The sequence below is a fragment of the Micromonospora citrea genome (assembly GCF_900090315.1).
GTDB lineage: Bacteria > Actinomycetota > Actinomycetes > Mycobacteriales > Micromonosporaceae > Micromonospora > Micromonospora citrea.
Genome location: NZ_FMHZ01000002.1, coordinates 5,146,544 through 5,159,426 on the forward strand (window position 1 = coordinate 5,146,544; position 12,883 = coordinate 5,159,426).

13 protein-coding genes are annotated in these 12,883 nt (G+C 75.5%); 3 read left to right on the plus strand and 10 right to left on the minus strand.

The genetic code is table 11. The features are described 5' to 3' along the window. Positions 1–11 precede the first annotated feature (11 nt). A complete protein-coding gene (locus GA0070606_RS23600) occupies positions 12–341 on the minus strand; it encodes a hypothetical protein (RefSeq protein ID WP_091104338.1) in 330 nt (109 codons plus the stop codon). Positions 342–648: 307 nt separating this feature from the next. Here GA0070606_RS23600 and GA0070606_RS23605 point away from each other — a divergent pair, with 307 nt between their 5' ends. Together GA0070606_RS23605 and GA0070606_RS23610 are read left to right on the plus strand one after the other, a co-directional pair. Further along, positions 649–1,140, plus strand: a complete 492-nt coding sequence (locus tag GA0070606_RS23605; RefSeq protein ID WP_091104340.1) for a DUF3145 domain-containing protein — start codon at positions 649–651, stop codon at positions 1,138–1,140. Between the two features lie 74 nt (positions 1,141–1,214). Further along, positions 1,215–2,951 (plus strand): glycoside hydrolase family 3 protein, encoded by a 1,737-nt coding sequence (locus GA0070606_RS23610; protein ID WP_091104343.1) that lies wholly within the window; start codon positions 1,215–1,217, stop codon positions 2,949–2,951. Positions 2,952–3,037: 86 nt separating this feature from the next. Here GA0070606_RS23610 and GA0070606_RS23615 read toward each other — a convergent pair whose 3' ends face one another. Then, positions 3,038–3,949 carry a helix-turn-helix domain-containing protein gene (locus tag GA0070606_RS23615; RefSeq protein ID WP_091104345.1) on the minus strand — a complete coding sequence of 304 codons (912 nt, stop codon included), beginning with the start codon at positions 3,947–3,949 and terminating at the stop codon, positions 3,038–3,040. An 89-nt stretch (positions 3,950–4,038) separates the two neighbouring features. Here GA0070606_RS23615 and GA0070606_RS23620 point away from each other — a divergent pair, with 89 nt between their 5' ends. Further along, positions 4,039–4,257, plus strand: a complete 219-nt coding sequence (locus tag GA0070606_RS23620; RefSeq protein ID WP_091104347.1) for a hypothetical protein — start codon at positions 4,039–4,041, stop codon at positions 4,255–4,257. A gap of 54 nt (positions 4,258–4,311) precedes the next feature. Here GA0070606_RS23620 and GA0070606_RS23625 read toward each other — a convergent pair whose 3' ends face one another. From GA0070606_RS23625 to GA0070606_RS23660, 8 genes are all read right to left on the minus strand, one after another. Next, positions 4,312–5,748: an acyl-CoA carboxylase subunit beta gene (locus tag GA0070606_RS23625; protein ID WP_425413067.1), complete on the minus strand. Its 1,437-nt coding sequence runs from the start codon at positions 5,746–5,748 to the stop codon at positions 4,312–4,314. A 10-nt stretch (positions 5,749–5,758) separates the two neighbouring features. After that, the gene (gene fabF / locus GA0070606_RS23630; RefSeq protein WP_091104351.1) at positions 5,759–6,985 is read right to left on the minus strand and encodes a beta-ketoacyl-ACP synthase II; all 1,227 of its coding nucleotides are present in this window, start codon (positions 6,983–6,985) and stop codon (positions 5,759–5,761) included. Positions 6,986–6,987: 2 nt separating this feature from the next. Continuing rightward, positions 6,988–7,227: an acyl carrier protein gene (locus GA0070606_RS23635; protein ID WP_007072348.1), complete on the minus strand. Its 240-nt coding sequence runs from the start codon at positions 7,225–7,227 to the stop codon at positions 6,988–6,990. 83 nt (positions 7,228–7,310) lie between these two features. Continuing rightward, positions 7,311–8,255, minus strand: coding sequence for a beta-ketoacyl-ACP synthase III (locus tag GA0070606_RS23640; protein ID WP_091104352.1), 945 nt, complete (start codon positions 8,253–8,255; stop codon positions 7,311–7,313). Next, positions 8,252–9,421 carry an acyltransferase domain-containing protein gene (locus GA0070606_RS23645; RefSeq protein WP_091104353.1) on the minus strand — a complete coding sequence of 390 codons (1,170 nt, stop codon included), beginning with the start codon at positions 9,419–9,421 and terminating at the stop codon, positions 8,252–8,254. Before GA0070606_RS23645 ends, GA0070606_RS23640 begins: the two co-directional genes overlap by 4 nt. 78 nt (positions 9,422–9,499) lie before the next feature. After that, complete coding sequence (locus GA0070606_RS23650) at positions 9,500–10,819, minus strand: PucR family transcriptional regulator (RefSeq protein WP_425413068.1); 1,320 nt, start codon at positions 10,817–10,819, stop codon at positions 9,500–9,502. Positions 10,820–10,909: 90 nt separating this feature from the next. Further along, positions 10,910–11,578: a response regulator gene (locus GA0070606_RS23655; RefSeq protein WP_091104355.1), complete on the minus strand. Its 669-nt coding sequence runs from the start codon at positions 11,576–11,578 to the stop codon at positions 10,910–10,912. Between the two features lie 16 nt (positions 11,579–11,594). Beyond that, positions 11,595–12,785, minus strand: coding sequence for a sensor histidine kinase (locus GA0070606_RS23660; protein WP_091104356.1), 1,191 nt, complete (start codon positions 12,783–12,785; stop codon positions 11,595–11,597). Between the last annotated feature and the right edge of the window lie 98 nt (positions 12,786–12,883).

Consider the following 12,883-nt stretch of genomic DNA (forward strand, 5'->3'; position numbering starts at 1 on the left):
AGGGAGAGCGCTCAGCCCTCGAAGACGCCGGCCTCGACCAGGCGCTTCTCGGTGGCGTCCCAGCCGTCGCCCGGGTGGGTGGCGTTCAGGGTGTTGAGCTCGGCCCGGATCTTGGCGGCGTGGCCGGCGGCGGCCAGCACCCGGATCTCCTCGACGAACGCCTCGGAGTCGGTGCGCAGGTGCGCGGTCTTGCCGTTGGTCAGGTTCCGCACGTAGGCGTGCTTGCCGCCGTTGAGCGGGATGAGGTACTTGAACTCGCCCAGCACGCTGAGGGCGCCACCCTGGCCAGCCTGGCCGGCCCGGACTGACGCGCGCGCGGTCTTAGAGGTGTTGCTCGCCACGGAGGTACTCCTTGCAAGACGTACGGGAGGACGGAACGTCCGGGGGCTGTGCGGGCGGCACCTGGTGGAGTGGGCCCGCGGAAGATGTGCGCGGCACAGGCCGCCGATGGAACTGTACACGACCACGATCCCTGGCTGGTCATCGCGTCCGTGCGAGTCAACGGCGGTCACCCGTCCGACTATTCCGTCGGCGAATTTTCCGATTCCCTGGCGCACCATCCGTCACAGCAGTCATCATGTGTTGCAGAAGACACCCGGTTGATCGAGGTCGTAGGGGAAGACGCACCTCGCTCTCCGGGAGGTCACCGTGCCAACGCGTGGCGTCGTATACGTCCACTCGACCCCGCTCGCCGTGTGCTCACACGTCGAGTGGGCGATCGCGCGCGTCCTCGCCGCGCCGGTCAACCTGCAGTGGACGGCTCAGCCCGTCGACCCCGGCGCCCGCCGGGCCGAGTGCGGGTGGACCGGTCGCCCGGGGACGGGCGCCGAGCTGGCTGCTGCCCTCCGGCAGTGGCCCATGATCCGTTTCGAGGTCACCGAGGAGCCGAGCCCCGGCGCCGACGGTGAGCGCTTCATGTACGTCCCGGGGCGCGGCCTGTTCCGAGCGACCGTCGGCGCGGCCGGCGACATCCAGCTCGGCGAGGACCGGCTGCGCAGCCTGATGGCGGGCGCGCGGGCGCCGGAGGCGCTCGCACACGCGCTCGACAAGGCGCTCGGCACCGCCTGGGACGCCGAGCTGGAGCCCTACCGGTACGCCGGCGACGGCGCGCCGGTGACTCTGCTCACCCGGGTCGGCTGACGCCCACGTCGGGAGCGCCCCCGGCCCGGCGCGGGCAGAGGTCAAGTTGCCCCGATAAGGGGTGAACTGGTGGGATGGGCCGCGTGTCGACTACCCCGCGACGTGCCGGCGTCGCGCTCGCCGTCCTGACCGCGCTGCTCGTCTCCGGGTGCACCGGGCCGACCGAGCGCCGCCCCGAGCCGGCGCCGACGAGTCCCGCCGCGCCGGCCGCCCCGACGCCGGGCGCGAGCGCCCCCGCCGGCGAGCCGGCCGCGCGGGCCGCCGCCCTGGTCGGCACGCTCGCCGACGAGGACCTGGTCGGTCAGGTGCTGATGCCCTACGCCTACGGCGACGCGGCCACCCGGGTCTCGGCCGGCTCCAAGGCCGGCAACCAGGCGCTGGCCGGGGTGGACACCCCCGCCGAGATGATCGCGAAGTACCGGCTCGGCGGGCTGATCCTGGTCGGCTTCAGCGCCGACGACCCCACCAAGGGCAACCAGGAGACGACCAACGTCGACAACCCGAAGCAGGTCCGCGAGCTCACCACCGGCCTGCGGGAGGCCGCCGGTCGGCTGCCCGCCGGTCAGGCCCCGTTCCTGATCGGCACCGACCAGGAGTACGGCGTGGTCACCCGGATCACCGACGGGGTGACCCTGCTGCCCAGCGCCCTCGCCGCCGGCGCGGCCGGCAAGCCCGAGCTGACCGAGGCCGCGTGGCGGGCCGCCGGCGCCGAACTCGCCGCGATGGGCGTCAACCTGGACTTCGCGCCGGTCGCCGACGTGCTCGCCACCCGCAGCACCGTGATCGGCTCCCGGTCGTACGGCGCGGACCCGAAGGCGGCGGCGGCGCAGGTGGCCGGCGCGGTCCGGGGGCTGCAGGCGGCGGGCGTCGCGGCCACCGTCAAGCACTTCCCCGGCCACGGGCACAGCGCCGCCGACTCGCACAAGGACCTGCCGGTGCTCGGCCAGTCCCGCAAGGCGCTGGAGACCGACGCCTGGCCGCCCTTCTCCGCCGGCATCGACGCCGGCGCGATGGCCGTCATGTCCGCCCACCTCGACGCGCGGTCGGTGGACCCGGGCACCGCGGCGACCTTCTCGCACAAGCTGCTCACCGACGTGCTCCGCGGCCAGCTCGGCTTCCAGGGCGTGGTGATCACCGACGGGATGAACATGCCGCCGGCGAAGCGCTGGTCGCCGGGGGAGGCGGCGGTGCGCGCCCTGAAGGCGGGCAACGACCTGATCCTGATGCCGCCGCACGTCGGTCAGGCGTACGACGGGCTGCTCGCCGCGCTCCGCGACGGCTCGCTGCCCCGGGCCCGCCTCGTCGACGCGGCCACCCGGGTGCTGACGATGAAGTTCAAGCTCGCCGACCGGCCCGCGCCCGAGCTGTCCACGCTGGGCGACCCGGCGCACCGGAAGGCGGCGGAGGACCTGGCCGCGGCGGCCGTGACCATGCTCCGGGGCTCCTGCGGCGGCGCGGTGCGGGGCCCGGTGACCGTCACGTCCTCCGGCGGGCGGGACCACACCCGGGCGGCGCTGACCGAGGCGCTCACCGCCGCCGGGGTGAAGGTGGTGCCCAGCGGCGGCACGGTGGTGCACCTGGTCGGGTACGGCGACGGGGCCGGTGACCTGCGCGCCGACGCCGCCGTCACGGTCGCCATGGACACCCCGTACGTGCTGGCGAAGGCGAAGTCGCCGACCCTGCTGGCCACGTACTCCTCCAGCCGGGCGTCGATGACCGCCCTCGCCGGGGTGCTGGCCGGCAAGGCGCGGCCGGGCGGCCGGTCCCCGGTGCCGGTGCCCGGCCTGCCCGCCACGACCTGCGCCGACTGACCGGGTCGGCCGCGTCCAGGATGCCGGCGCGCAGCCGCCGGCGACCCCGGCCACGCGCCGCACCCGGCGGAACCCGAGGCCGCCGGTCAGACCTGGGCCGCCGCGCGCAGGGCGGCGACCAGCCACTCCACCGCCGGAACCGCGGGCGGGAACGGTGGCCGCCGGTTGAGTACGCCGATGAGCTGCCAGTACCGCTCCACCCGTCGGTCGGTGAACGCCTCGATGTCGTCCGCGAGCGCCAGCCGCTCGCGCCGGGACAGCCCCGGATCGACCATCTCGTCGAGCACGGCCCGCGCCCGCGCCGAATCCGGCGCGATGCCGGCATCGAGCGCGGCGCGCGCCGACTCGATCGAGGACAGCGGCTGTGGGGGCGGGGTGGCGGCGCCCTCGGCGCCGGCGACCGCCATCGCGCGGACCCGTTGGCGGAAGGCCGGGTCGGCGACCAGTTCGGCCAGCTCGACCCAGGCGTCCACCTCCTCGTCGGTGGGCTCGTCCGGCAGGTCGGCCGGGAGCGTCCGCATCGCCCGGGCCAGCCCCTCGCCCTCGGGGCCGGGCTCGACGCCGGCGAACACCTCGGCGACGAAGTCGTCGATGATCTGCTGCCGCTCCCGGGCGGAGAGGCGGGCCAGGTCGTTCATCAGTCTCAACTCCTCGGTCGTGCTGCCACGTCGGGCGACCGACCGCAGCACCGCCCGGCGCAGGCGCAGCGCCCGGATCTCCGCGTCCAGGGCGCTGACGTGCGCCCGCGCCACCTCCCGGACGCTCGTCCGCCGGTGCAGGACGCGGCGGACGTCGTCCAGGCCGATGCCCAGCTCCCGCAGGCTGCGCACGAGGTCCAGCCGGGCCACGGCCGCCGCGTCGTAGAGCCGGTAGCCGCCGGCGGACCGGGCCGTCGGTGGCAGCAGGTCGAGGTCGGACCAGAAGCGGATGGTCCGGACCGACAGGCCGGTCCGCCGGGCGAGCTGCCCGATGGTGAACAGTTCGGTGCGGTCGTCCACGACGAAGAGCCTCCCGTCTCCAGCCGCTGGAGAGTCAACCCGGAAATCCGGATGGCGTCCGCCCGCCGCGCCTGGCACCCTCTGCGGACATGGGAACGGCACAGGGTTTCGCGTACGTCGAACGGTCGGACGGCACGGTGGTGATCACCCACAACGGGCGGGCGGCGGGCACGCTGCGCGGCGGCCGGGCGGCGGAGTTCCTCGCCGAGGTCGACGACGATCCGCAGCTCGTGATGGCCCGGTGGACCGGCAACTACCGTCGGGGCAACGAGCGGGCCGCCCGCCAGCACCCGCGCAACCGGGGCTGAGCGACGCGAGGGGCCCGCGCTCGGCGAGCGCGGGCCCCTCGACGGTACGTGCGGCTACAGCGGGATGTTGCCGTGCGCGCCCCGGGCCGCCGGTGCGGCGGCGAGCGCCTCGGCGATCCGGCGACGGGTCTCCGCCGGCGTGATCACGTCGTCCACCACGCCGATCTCCAGGGCGCGGTTGACGCCGCCCGCGACGCGGGTCTGCTCCTCGATCAACTGGGCGCGCAGCGCCTCCCGCTCCTCGGCCGGTGCGGCGGCGAGCCTCCTGCGGTGCAGGATGTTCACCGCCGCGCTGGCGCCCATCACCGCGACCTCCGCGTTCGGCCAGGCGAACACGGCCGTCGCGCCCAGGGAGCGGGAGTTCATCGCGATGTACGCCCCACCGTAGGCCTTGCGGGTCACCAGGGTCACCCGCGGCACCACCGCCTCGGCGAAGGCGTGCAGCAGCTTCGCGCCGCGGCGTACCACGCCGTCCCACTCCTGGCCGAGGCCGGGCAGGTAGCCGGGCACGTCGACGAGCACGATCAGCGGCACGCCGAGGGAGTCGCACATCCGCACGAACCGGGCCGCCTTCTCGGCGCTGGAGGCGTCCAGGCAGCCGCCCAGGCGCAGCGGGTTGTTGGCGATCACCCCGACCGTACGGCCGGCGAAGCGGCCCAGCGTGGTCACCACGTTCGGCGCCCACTTGGCGTGCAGCTCCACCCCGGGGGCGTCCAGCAGCGCCTTGACCACCGGCTTGACGTCGTAGGCCCGGTTGGGCTCGGCGGGCATCTTCGCGGTCAGGTCGTGCCCGCCGTCGCCGTCGGTCACGTCGTCCGGGGAGAGCCTGCCCTGCCGGCCGAGCAGCGCGGCGAGCCGCCGGGACTCGGCCAGGGCCGACTCGTCGTCGGAGCAGGTCACGTGGACCACGCCGGAGCGGCGGCCGTGCGGCTCCGGCCCGCCCAGCCGCTCCATGTCCACCTGCTCGCCGGTGACGCTGCGCACCACCTCCGGGCCGGTGACGAAGATCCGGCCCGCCCCGCTCATCACCACGATGTCGGTCAGCGCCGGCCCGTACGCCGCGCCGCCGGCCGCCGGGCCCAGCACCACCGAGATCTGCGGCACCCGCCCCGACGCGCGCACCATCGCGGCGAACACCTGGCCCACCGCGTCGAGGGCCACCACGCCCTCGGCCAGCCGGGCGCCGCCGGAGTGCCACAGGCCCAGCACCGGCACCCGCTCCCGCACGGCGGTGTCGATGGCGTCGACGACGTGCCGGCACCCCTCGGTGCCCATCGCCCCGCCCATCCTGGTGGCGTCGGTGGCGTACGCGATCGTCGGCGTGCCGTCGATCTCGCCCCGCGCCCACAGGACGCCGGACGTGTCCCGCGGCGCCATCAACCGCAGCGAACCGGCGTCGAACAGGCCCCGCAGCCGCGACTCCGGATCTCGGTAGTCCACGGCGGATGATGTGTCCACGCCAACGGCGGTGGTGGTCACGTGAGCCTCCAAGGCTGTGGTCTCAGGCCCGCGTGAAGACGAGAGCCACGTTGTGCCCGCCGAAGCCGAAGGAGTTGTTCAGCGCGGCGGGGATGTCCATGTGGCGCGCCTTGTTGGCGGCCACGTCCAGGGTCAGGCCGTCGTCCGGCTCGTCGAGGTTGATCGTCGGGGGGACGACGCCGTCGCGGATCGCCAGGATGGTGGCGATCGACTCCAGCGCGCCCGCCGCGCCCAGCAGGTGCCCGGACATCGACTTGGTGGAGGAGAGCACCGGGTGGTCGCCGAGCGCCTCGTGCAGCGCCTTGATCTCCGCGATGTCGCCGACCGGGGTCGACGTGGCGTGCGCGTTGACGTGCGTGATGTCGGTCCGGGCGACGTCCGCGTCGGCGATCGCCTTGGCGATGGCCCGGATCGCGCCCGCCCCCTCCGGGTGCGGCTGCACGATGTCGTAGCCGTCGCTGGTGATGCCGGCGCCGGCCAGCCGGGCGTAGACCCGGGCGCCCCGCGCGGCGGCGTGCTCGGCGCGCTCCAGCACCAGCACGCCCGCGCCCTCGCCGAGCACGAAGCCGTCGCGGCCCTTGTCCCACGGCCGGGAGGCCCGCTCCGGCTCGTCGTTGCGGGTCGACATCGCCCGCATCGAGCTGAAGCCGGCGATCGGCAGCGGGTGGATGACCGCCTCGGTGCCGCCGGCCACCACCACGTCCGCGCGGCCGGCCCGGATCATGTCCAGGCCGAGCGCGATCGCCTCGGCGCCGGTCGCGCAGGCGCTGGCCACCGAGTGCACCCCCGCCCGCGCGCCGAGCTCCAGGCCCACCCAGGCGGCGGGGCCGTTCGGCATCAGCATCGGGATGGTGTGCGGGGAGACCCGGCGCGGCCCGGACGCCTCCAGGACGTCGTCCTGGGCGAGCAGGGTCAGGGCGCCGCCGATGCCCGAGCCGACGCTGACGCCCAGCCGGTCCGGGTCCAGCCCGGAGTCGGCCAGGCCGGCGTCCGCCCAGGCCTGCTGCGCCGCGATGATGGCGATCGCCTCGGAGCGGTCCAGCCGGCGCAGCTTGACCCTGTCGAGCAGGCCGGTCGGATCGACCGCGAGCTGGGCGGCGATCCGGACCGGCAACTGCTCCGCCCACTCCTGGGTGAGCGTGCTCACCCCGGAGCGGCCGGCGACCATGGCGTCCCAGGTCGACGCGACGTCCCCGCCCAGTGGGGTGGTCGCGCCGAGCCCGGTGACGACGACGTCGGTGTGCGTCATGATCAGGACTGCGCCTCGATGTAGCTGACGGCGTCCCCGACGGTCTTCAGGTTCTGCACCTCGTTGTCCGGGATCTTGACGCCGAACTTCTCCTCGGCCGCCACCACGACCTCCACCATGGAGAGCGAGTCGACGTCCAGGTCGTCGGTGAAGGACTTCCCCTCGGCCACGTCGTCCGGGTTCACCCCGGCAACCTCTTCGAGGATCTCGGCGAGGCCGGCGGTGATCTCGTCACGGGTCATTGCGGTTGGGTTCCTCTCATCGGTTTCACTCGACGGCCGACGACGCCGGCCGTCACTCTCCGGCGCCGCGCGCCGGAGGGGCTTCAGGGGCAGCGGACGACCTGACCGGCGTACGTCAGGCCGCCGCCGAAGCCGAAGAGCAGCACCGGGGCGCCGGAGGGCACCTCCCGCCGCTCGACCAGCTTGGACAGGGCCAGCGGCACGCTCGCCGCCGAGGTGTTGCCGGACTCGACGATGTCCTTCGCGATGATCGCGTCCGGGATGCCGAGCCGCTTCACGATGCCGTCGATGATCCGGGTGTTGGCCTGGTGCGGCACGAAGGCGGCCAGCTCCGACGGGTCCACCCCGGCGCGCTCGCACGCCTGCCGGGCCAGCGGCGCCAGCTCCGTGGTGGCCCAGCGGAAGACCGACTGCCCCTCCTGCTGGATGTACGGCCGCCAGCCCTCGATGCGTACCGCGTCGCTCTTCTCCGGGGCCGAGCCCCACACCACCGGGCCGATGCCGGCGGGCTCGCCCTCGGCGGTGGCCGTCACCACGGCGGCGCCCGCGCCGTCGGCGAAGATGATGCAGGTGGAGCGGTCGGTCCAGTCGGTGATGTCGGAGAGCTTCTCCGCGCCGATCACCAGGGCGTTGCGCGAGGCGCCGGCCCGCACGGCGTGGTCCACGGTGCCCAGCGCGTAGGCGAAGCCGGAGCAGGCCGTGTTGATGTCGTACGCCCCGGGCGCGGTGATGCCGAGCTTGGCGGCGACCCGGCAGGCCACGTTGGGGCTGCGGTCCACGGAGCTGCAGGTGGCGACCACGACCAGGTCGATGTCGGCGGCGGTGAGGCCGGAGTTGGCCAGCGCCTTGCCGGCGGCGGCGGCGGCCATGTCGGCGACCGACTCGCCGTCGGCGATCCGCCGGGTGACGATGCCGACCCGGTCGCGGATCCACTCGTCGCTGGTCTCCACCAGTTGGGCGATCTCGTCGTTGGTGACCACCCGGGAGGGCTGGTAGTGCCCCAGGGCGAGGATGCGGCTGCCGGTCATGCGTGACCTCCGATGCGGACGAGCGGTTGGCCCGGCGCGACCGGGTCGTCGTGGTGGGCGAGCCACTCGGTGAGCACCCCGCTGCCGTGCGCGGTCACCTCGACCGGGCCCTGCCGGGTGGCGATGTGGCCGACGACCCGCCCGGCGTCGAGGGTGTCACCCTCGGCGAGGCCGGGCGCCGGCTCGAAGGTGCCGGCCGACGGGGACACCACCACGCGGAACTGCATGGTCGGCTCGTGGCTCGGCGCCATCCCGTGCCGGGCGACCAGGTCCCGCGCGGCGGGCAGGTCGTCCGGGGTGTTGAGGGTGACGATCTCCGGAAGGCCGCTCTCCTTGAGCTCCCGCTTGACCAGGCCCGCCAGGGTGCCCGCCGGGGGCAGCTCGATCACGCCGGTCACCCCGAGATCGGCCAGCGTGCGCATGCACAGGTCCCAGCGCACCGGCGCGGTCACCTGCCGGACCAGGCGCTGCAGCATGTCCCGCCCGTGGCCGACCGCGGCCCCGTCGAGGTTGGACAGCAGGATCCGGGTCGGGTCGGCGGGGGTGATCCCGGCGGCGACCGCGGCGAGCGCCGCCTCGGCGGGGGCCATGTACGGGGTGTGGAACGCGCCGGCCACCTTGAGGCGGATCACCCGGGCCTTCGCGGGCGGCTCGGCGGCGAGCTTGTCCAGCCCGGCCACCGCGCCGGCGGCGACGAACTGGCCGGCGCCGTTGCGGTTGGCCGGGTGCAGCCCGTGCGCGGCGATCGTGGCGAGCACCTCGTCCGGGTCGCCGCCCAGCACGGCGGCCATCCCGGTCGGCTCCAGCGCGCAGGCGGCGGCCATCTCCCGGCCGCGTACGCCGGCGAGGGTGATCGCCGCCTCCGCCGGGAGCACCCCGGCGAGCGCGGCGGCACCCAGCTCGCCGACGCTGTGGCCGGCGGTGACGGTGACGTCGTACATGGGCAGGTGCTCGGCGGCGAGCAGCGCCGCCGCGACCAGCAGTGGCTGGGTGCGGGCGGTGTCCTTGATCTCGTCGGCGTCGGCCGCGGTGCCGAGGTGCACCAGGTCGACTCCGGCCAGTGCCGACCACCAGCGCAGGCGCGCCTCGGCGCCGGTCAGGTCGAGCCAGGGAGTCAGGAAGCCGGGTTTCTGGGAACCCTGGCCGGGAGAGAGTACGGCGAGCACGCCTATGACTCTCCCGGATACGCGCGGGTAGCGCTGTGCGGCGCCCGACCAAACCGCACTAGGACCTTTGGAGGGTTCCTACAAAGATCGGCGGTGATCGTCACCTGACTGTGATGTTTTCCGGGCGGCTGGGGCCATTGTCTGGGTTGGGACCACCGGGACCACCGGGTCGAGCCGGCCGACGGTGAGCGCGACCTGGAGCGCGAACGCGTCCCGCGCGGCGAGCGGCGAGAAGCCGGTCACGTCCGCGACCCGCCGCAGCCGGTAGCGCACCGTGTTCGGGTGCACGAAGAGGGCGCGCGCGGCGCTCTCCAGCGTGCCGCCGGCCGCGAAGAACGCGTCCAGGGTCTCCAGCAGCTCCCCGCCGGCCCGCACGAGCGCGGCGTATACGTCGTGCCGCAGCCGCCGGCGCGCCTCCGCGTCACCGGCCAGCGCCCGTTCGGGCAGCAGGTCGCCCGCCGGCACCGGCCGGGGCGCGGTCGGCCAGGCGGGCGCGGCGCGGAAGCCGGCGAGCGCCGCCCGCGCCGACTCGGTCGCCTCGTCGAGGCTCGGCACGGCCGGGCCCACCACCACCGGCCCGTCCCCGAACGCGCCGAGCAGCTTGCCGGTGGCCGCGACCGGGTCGGCGGCGCCCCCGAGCACGATGACCAGTCGGTCGCCGTGCACCCCGCCGATCACCTCCGCGCCGATGCGCCGGGCCTGCCGGTGCACGGTGTGCAGCACGGCGGAGACCTCGCCGCCGGGGGAGCGGCCGACCGCCACCGCCACCGGCGGGGCGTCCGCCCAGCCGAGCGCCGCCGCCCGGCTGGCCAGCACGTCCGGCGAGTCGCCCCGCAGCAGCGCGTCCACCAGCAGCGCCTGCAACCGGGCGTCCCACGAGCCGCGGGACTCGGCGGCGCGGGCGTACACCCGGGCGGCGGCGAAGGCGATCTCCCGCGAGAACCGCAGCACCGCCTCACGCAGCTGCTGCTCCTCGCCGGGCGCGGCCAGGTGGGAGACCTGCTCCTCGACGACGTCGATCATCACCTTGATCAGCGCCACCGTCTGCTGGAGGCTGATCGAGCGGGCCAGCGCCTGCGGCGCGGTGGCGAAGACCTCGTCGGAGACCTCCTGGGTGCTGTCCGCCGTGCCGCCGCCGTCGCGCAGCCACTGCACCAGCGACCGGGCGCCGGCCTGGGCCACCAGCATCACCCACGAGCGGTGGTCGGCCGGCAGGTCGCGGAACCAGGGCAGGGTCTCGTCCATCCGGGCCACGCTGGCGGTGGCCAGCGCCCCCGCCGCCCGCTCGATCCGGCGCAGCGTGGCCGACAGCTCCGTACCGCCCGGTTCGCTCACCGCTCCAGCCTGACACGTCCCGACCTGCGGCTTCCCGCCGGGCGGCGCCCCGTCGGCCGCCACCGGCCGCCGACGGGGCCGGCCCGGTGGGCGGGGCGGGGCCGGCTCGGTGGGCGGGGGCGGGGGCGGGGCCGGCTCGGCGGGCGGGCCGGGTCAGGCCGGCGGGGGAGCGGGCAGGCCCAGCTCCTGGGCCAGGATGGCGGCCTGCACCCGGCTGCGCAGCTCCAGCTTGGCGAGGATCCGGCTGACGTGCGTCTTGGTGGTGCTCTCCGCCAGCGCCAGCCGGTCGGCGATCTGCTGGTTGGACAGCCCGAGCCCGAGGCAGGCCAGCACGTCGCGTTCCCGCGGGGTCAGCGCGTCCACCGCCGCCCGGGTCGCGCCGGAGGCGGCCGGCGCGGTCGCCGCGAACGCGGTGATCAGGCGGCGGGTCACCGCAGGGGCGATGAACCCCTCGCCCCGGGCGACCGTCCGCACCGCCGCCACCAGCCCCTCGGCGTCGGTGTCCTTCAGCACGAAGCCGGCCGCGCCGGCGCGCAGCGCCCCGAAGACGTACTCGTCGAGGTCGAAGGTGGTGAGCACCAGCACGTCGGCGAGCCGGTCGGCGACGATCTCCCGGGTGGCCGAGATGCCGTCCAGCCGGGGCATCCGCACGTCCACGACCGCCACGTCGGGGCGCAGCTCGCGGCAGAGCCGGACGGCCTCCACGCCGTCGTCGGCCTCGCCCACCACGGCCACGCCGGGCGCGCCGGCCAGGATCAGCGCCAGCCCCGCCCGCACCGCCGGCTGGTCGTCGGCGAGCAGCACCCGGATCACGTCGGCCATGCCACGTCCCGTCCCCTCACTGAGCCGCCCCCGTCGGCAGCTCCACCCGTACCCGCCAGCGGCCCCGCGCCGGTCCGGCCGAGAACCGGCCGTCGAGCAGCACCGCCCGTTCCCGCATCCCGATCAGGCCGGCGCCCGCGCCGGTCGGCGCGCCACCGGCGGCGCCGACCGGGTTGTCCACGTCCACCACCACCCCCGTCGGCTCGTACGCGACCAGCAGGTCTGCCTCGCCGGCGCCGTGCTTGAGCGCGTTGGTCAGCGACTCCTGCACGATCCGGTACGCGGCCAGGTCCACGCCGACCGGCAGGGGGCGGGGCTCGCCGCGCCGGGTCACCCGGACCGCCAGCCCGGCCGCGCGGGCCCGGTCGACCAGCCCGTCCACCTCGCTCAGCCGCGCCCGGGTCGACTCGTCCGTGGCGTCCACGGCCCGCCCGGGCTCCGCCGGCTCCCGGAGCAGGCCGATCATCTGCCGCATCTCGGCCAGCCCCTGCACGCTGTTCTCCCGGATCACCCGCAGCGCCGACCGGACCTGGGCCGGGTCGAGGCCCGGCACGGAGAGCGCGGCAGTGGCGTGGATGGCCACCGCGCTCAGGTGGTTGGCGATCACGTCGTGCAGCTCCCGGGCCATCCGGGCCCGTTCCGCGCTCACCGCCTGCCGCCGGTCCAGCTCCACCAGCCGGGCCGTCTGCTCGGCCCGGGCCCGCTCCGCCGCCGCCTGGTCCCGGTACTGCCGCACGCTGATCCCGGTGAGCACCGGCAGCACCCCGGCCAGCACCACCGGCGCCCCGAAGCCGACGCCCCGCCAGTCGCCGACCACCAGCACCCCCACCGCCGTGGCGAGCACGCTCAACCCGACCATGACCCGCAGCAGCCAGCGCCAGGTCCGCGCCGAACCGAACACGCACGCGTCGTAGAGCACCTGCGTGTAGACGAGGACCGTGGCCAGCGAGCCGCCCATCGCGAGGTCGGCGACCACCGCCACCGTGCCGAGCGTCAGGCTGGTCCGGGTGGCCACCCGGCGCAGGCCCACCGCCACGCAGGTCACCAGCAGCGGCAGCAGGAACAGCGGCTCGGGCACCGTCGGTTGCCAGGACAGCTGCGGCTGCGTGCCCAGGCCGTACATGACCCCGCCGCCGGCCAGGGACGCGGCGGCGAGCAGCAGGTCCCGGCCGGCCGTGCCGGGCCCGAGCCACGTCGGCGCTCGCATGGCCCGATCCCACCACATCCGCCGCCGGGCGGGCTCCGACCCGCGGACGACCCCGCCCCGCCCCACCCACACCCAAAGATGTACGCCGGCCCCGCGCC

What these genes read in the sequence shown, in the direction of transcription:
- GA0070606_RS23655 (WP_091104355.1), bottom strand. Translation starts at nt 11,578, where the DNA reads ATGGCCGACGTGATCCGGGTGCTGCTCGCCGACGACCAGCCGGCGGTG.
- GA0070606_RS23660 (WP_091104356.1), bottom strand. Translation starts at nt 12,785, where the DNA reads ATGCGAGCGCCGACGTGGCTCGGGCCCGGCACGGCCGGCCGGGACCTG.
- GA0070606_RS23635 (WP_007072348.1), bottom strand. Translation starts at nt 7,227, where the DNA reads ATGACCCGTGACGAGATCACCGCCGGCCTCGCCGAGATCCTCGAAGAG.
- GA0070606_RS23640 (WP_091104352.1), bottom strand. Translation starts at nt 8,255, where the DNA reads ATGACCGGCAGCCGCATCCTCGCCCTGGGGCACTACCAGCCCTCCCGG.
- fabF (WP_091104351.1), bottom strand. Translation starts at nt 6,985, where the DNA reads ATGACGCACACCGACGTCGTCGTCACCGGGCTCGGCGCGACCACCCCA.
- GA0070606_RS23620 (WP_091104347.1), top strand. Translation starts at nt 4,039, where the DNA reads ATGGGAACGGCACAGGGTTTCGCGTACGTCGAACGGTCGGACGGCACG.
- GA0070606_RS23610 (WP_091104343.1), top strand. Translation starts at nt 1,215, where the DNA reads ATGGGCCGCGTGTCGACTACCCCGCGACGTGCCGGCGTCGCGCTCGCC.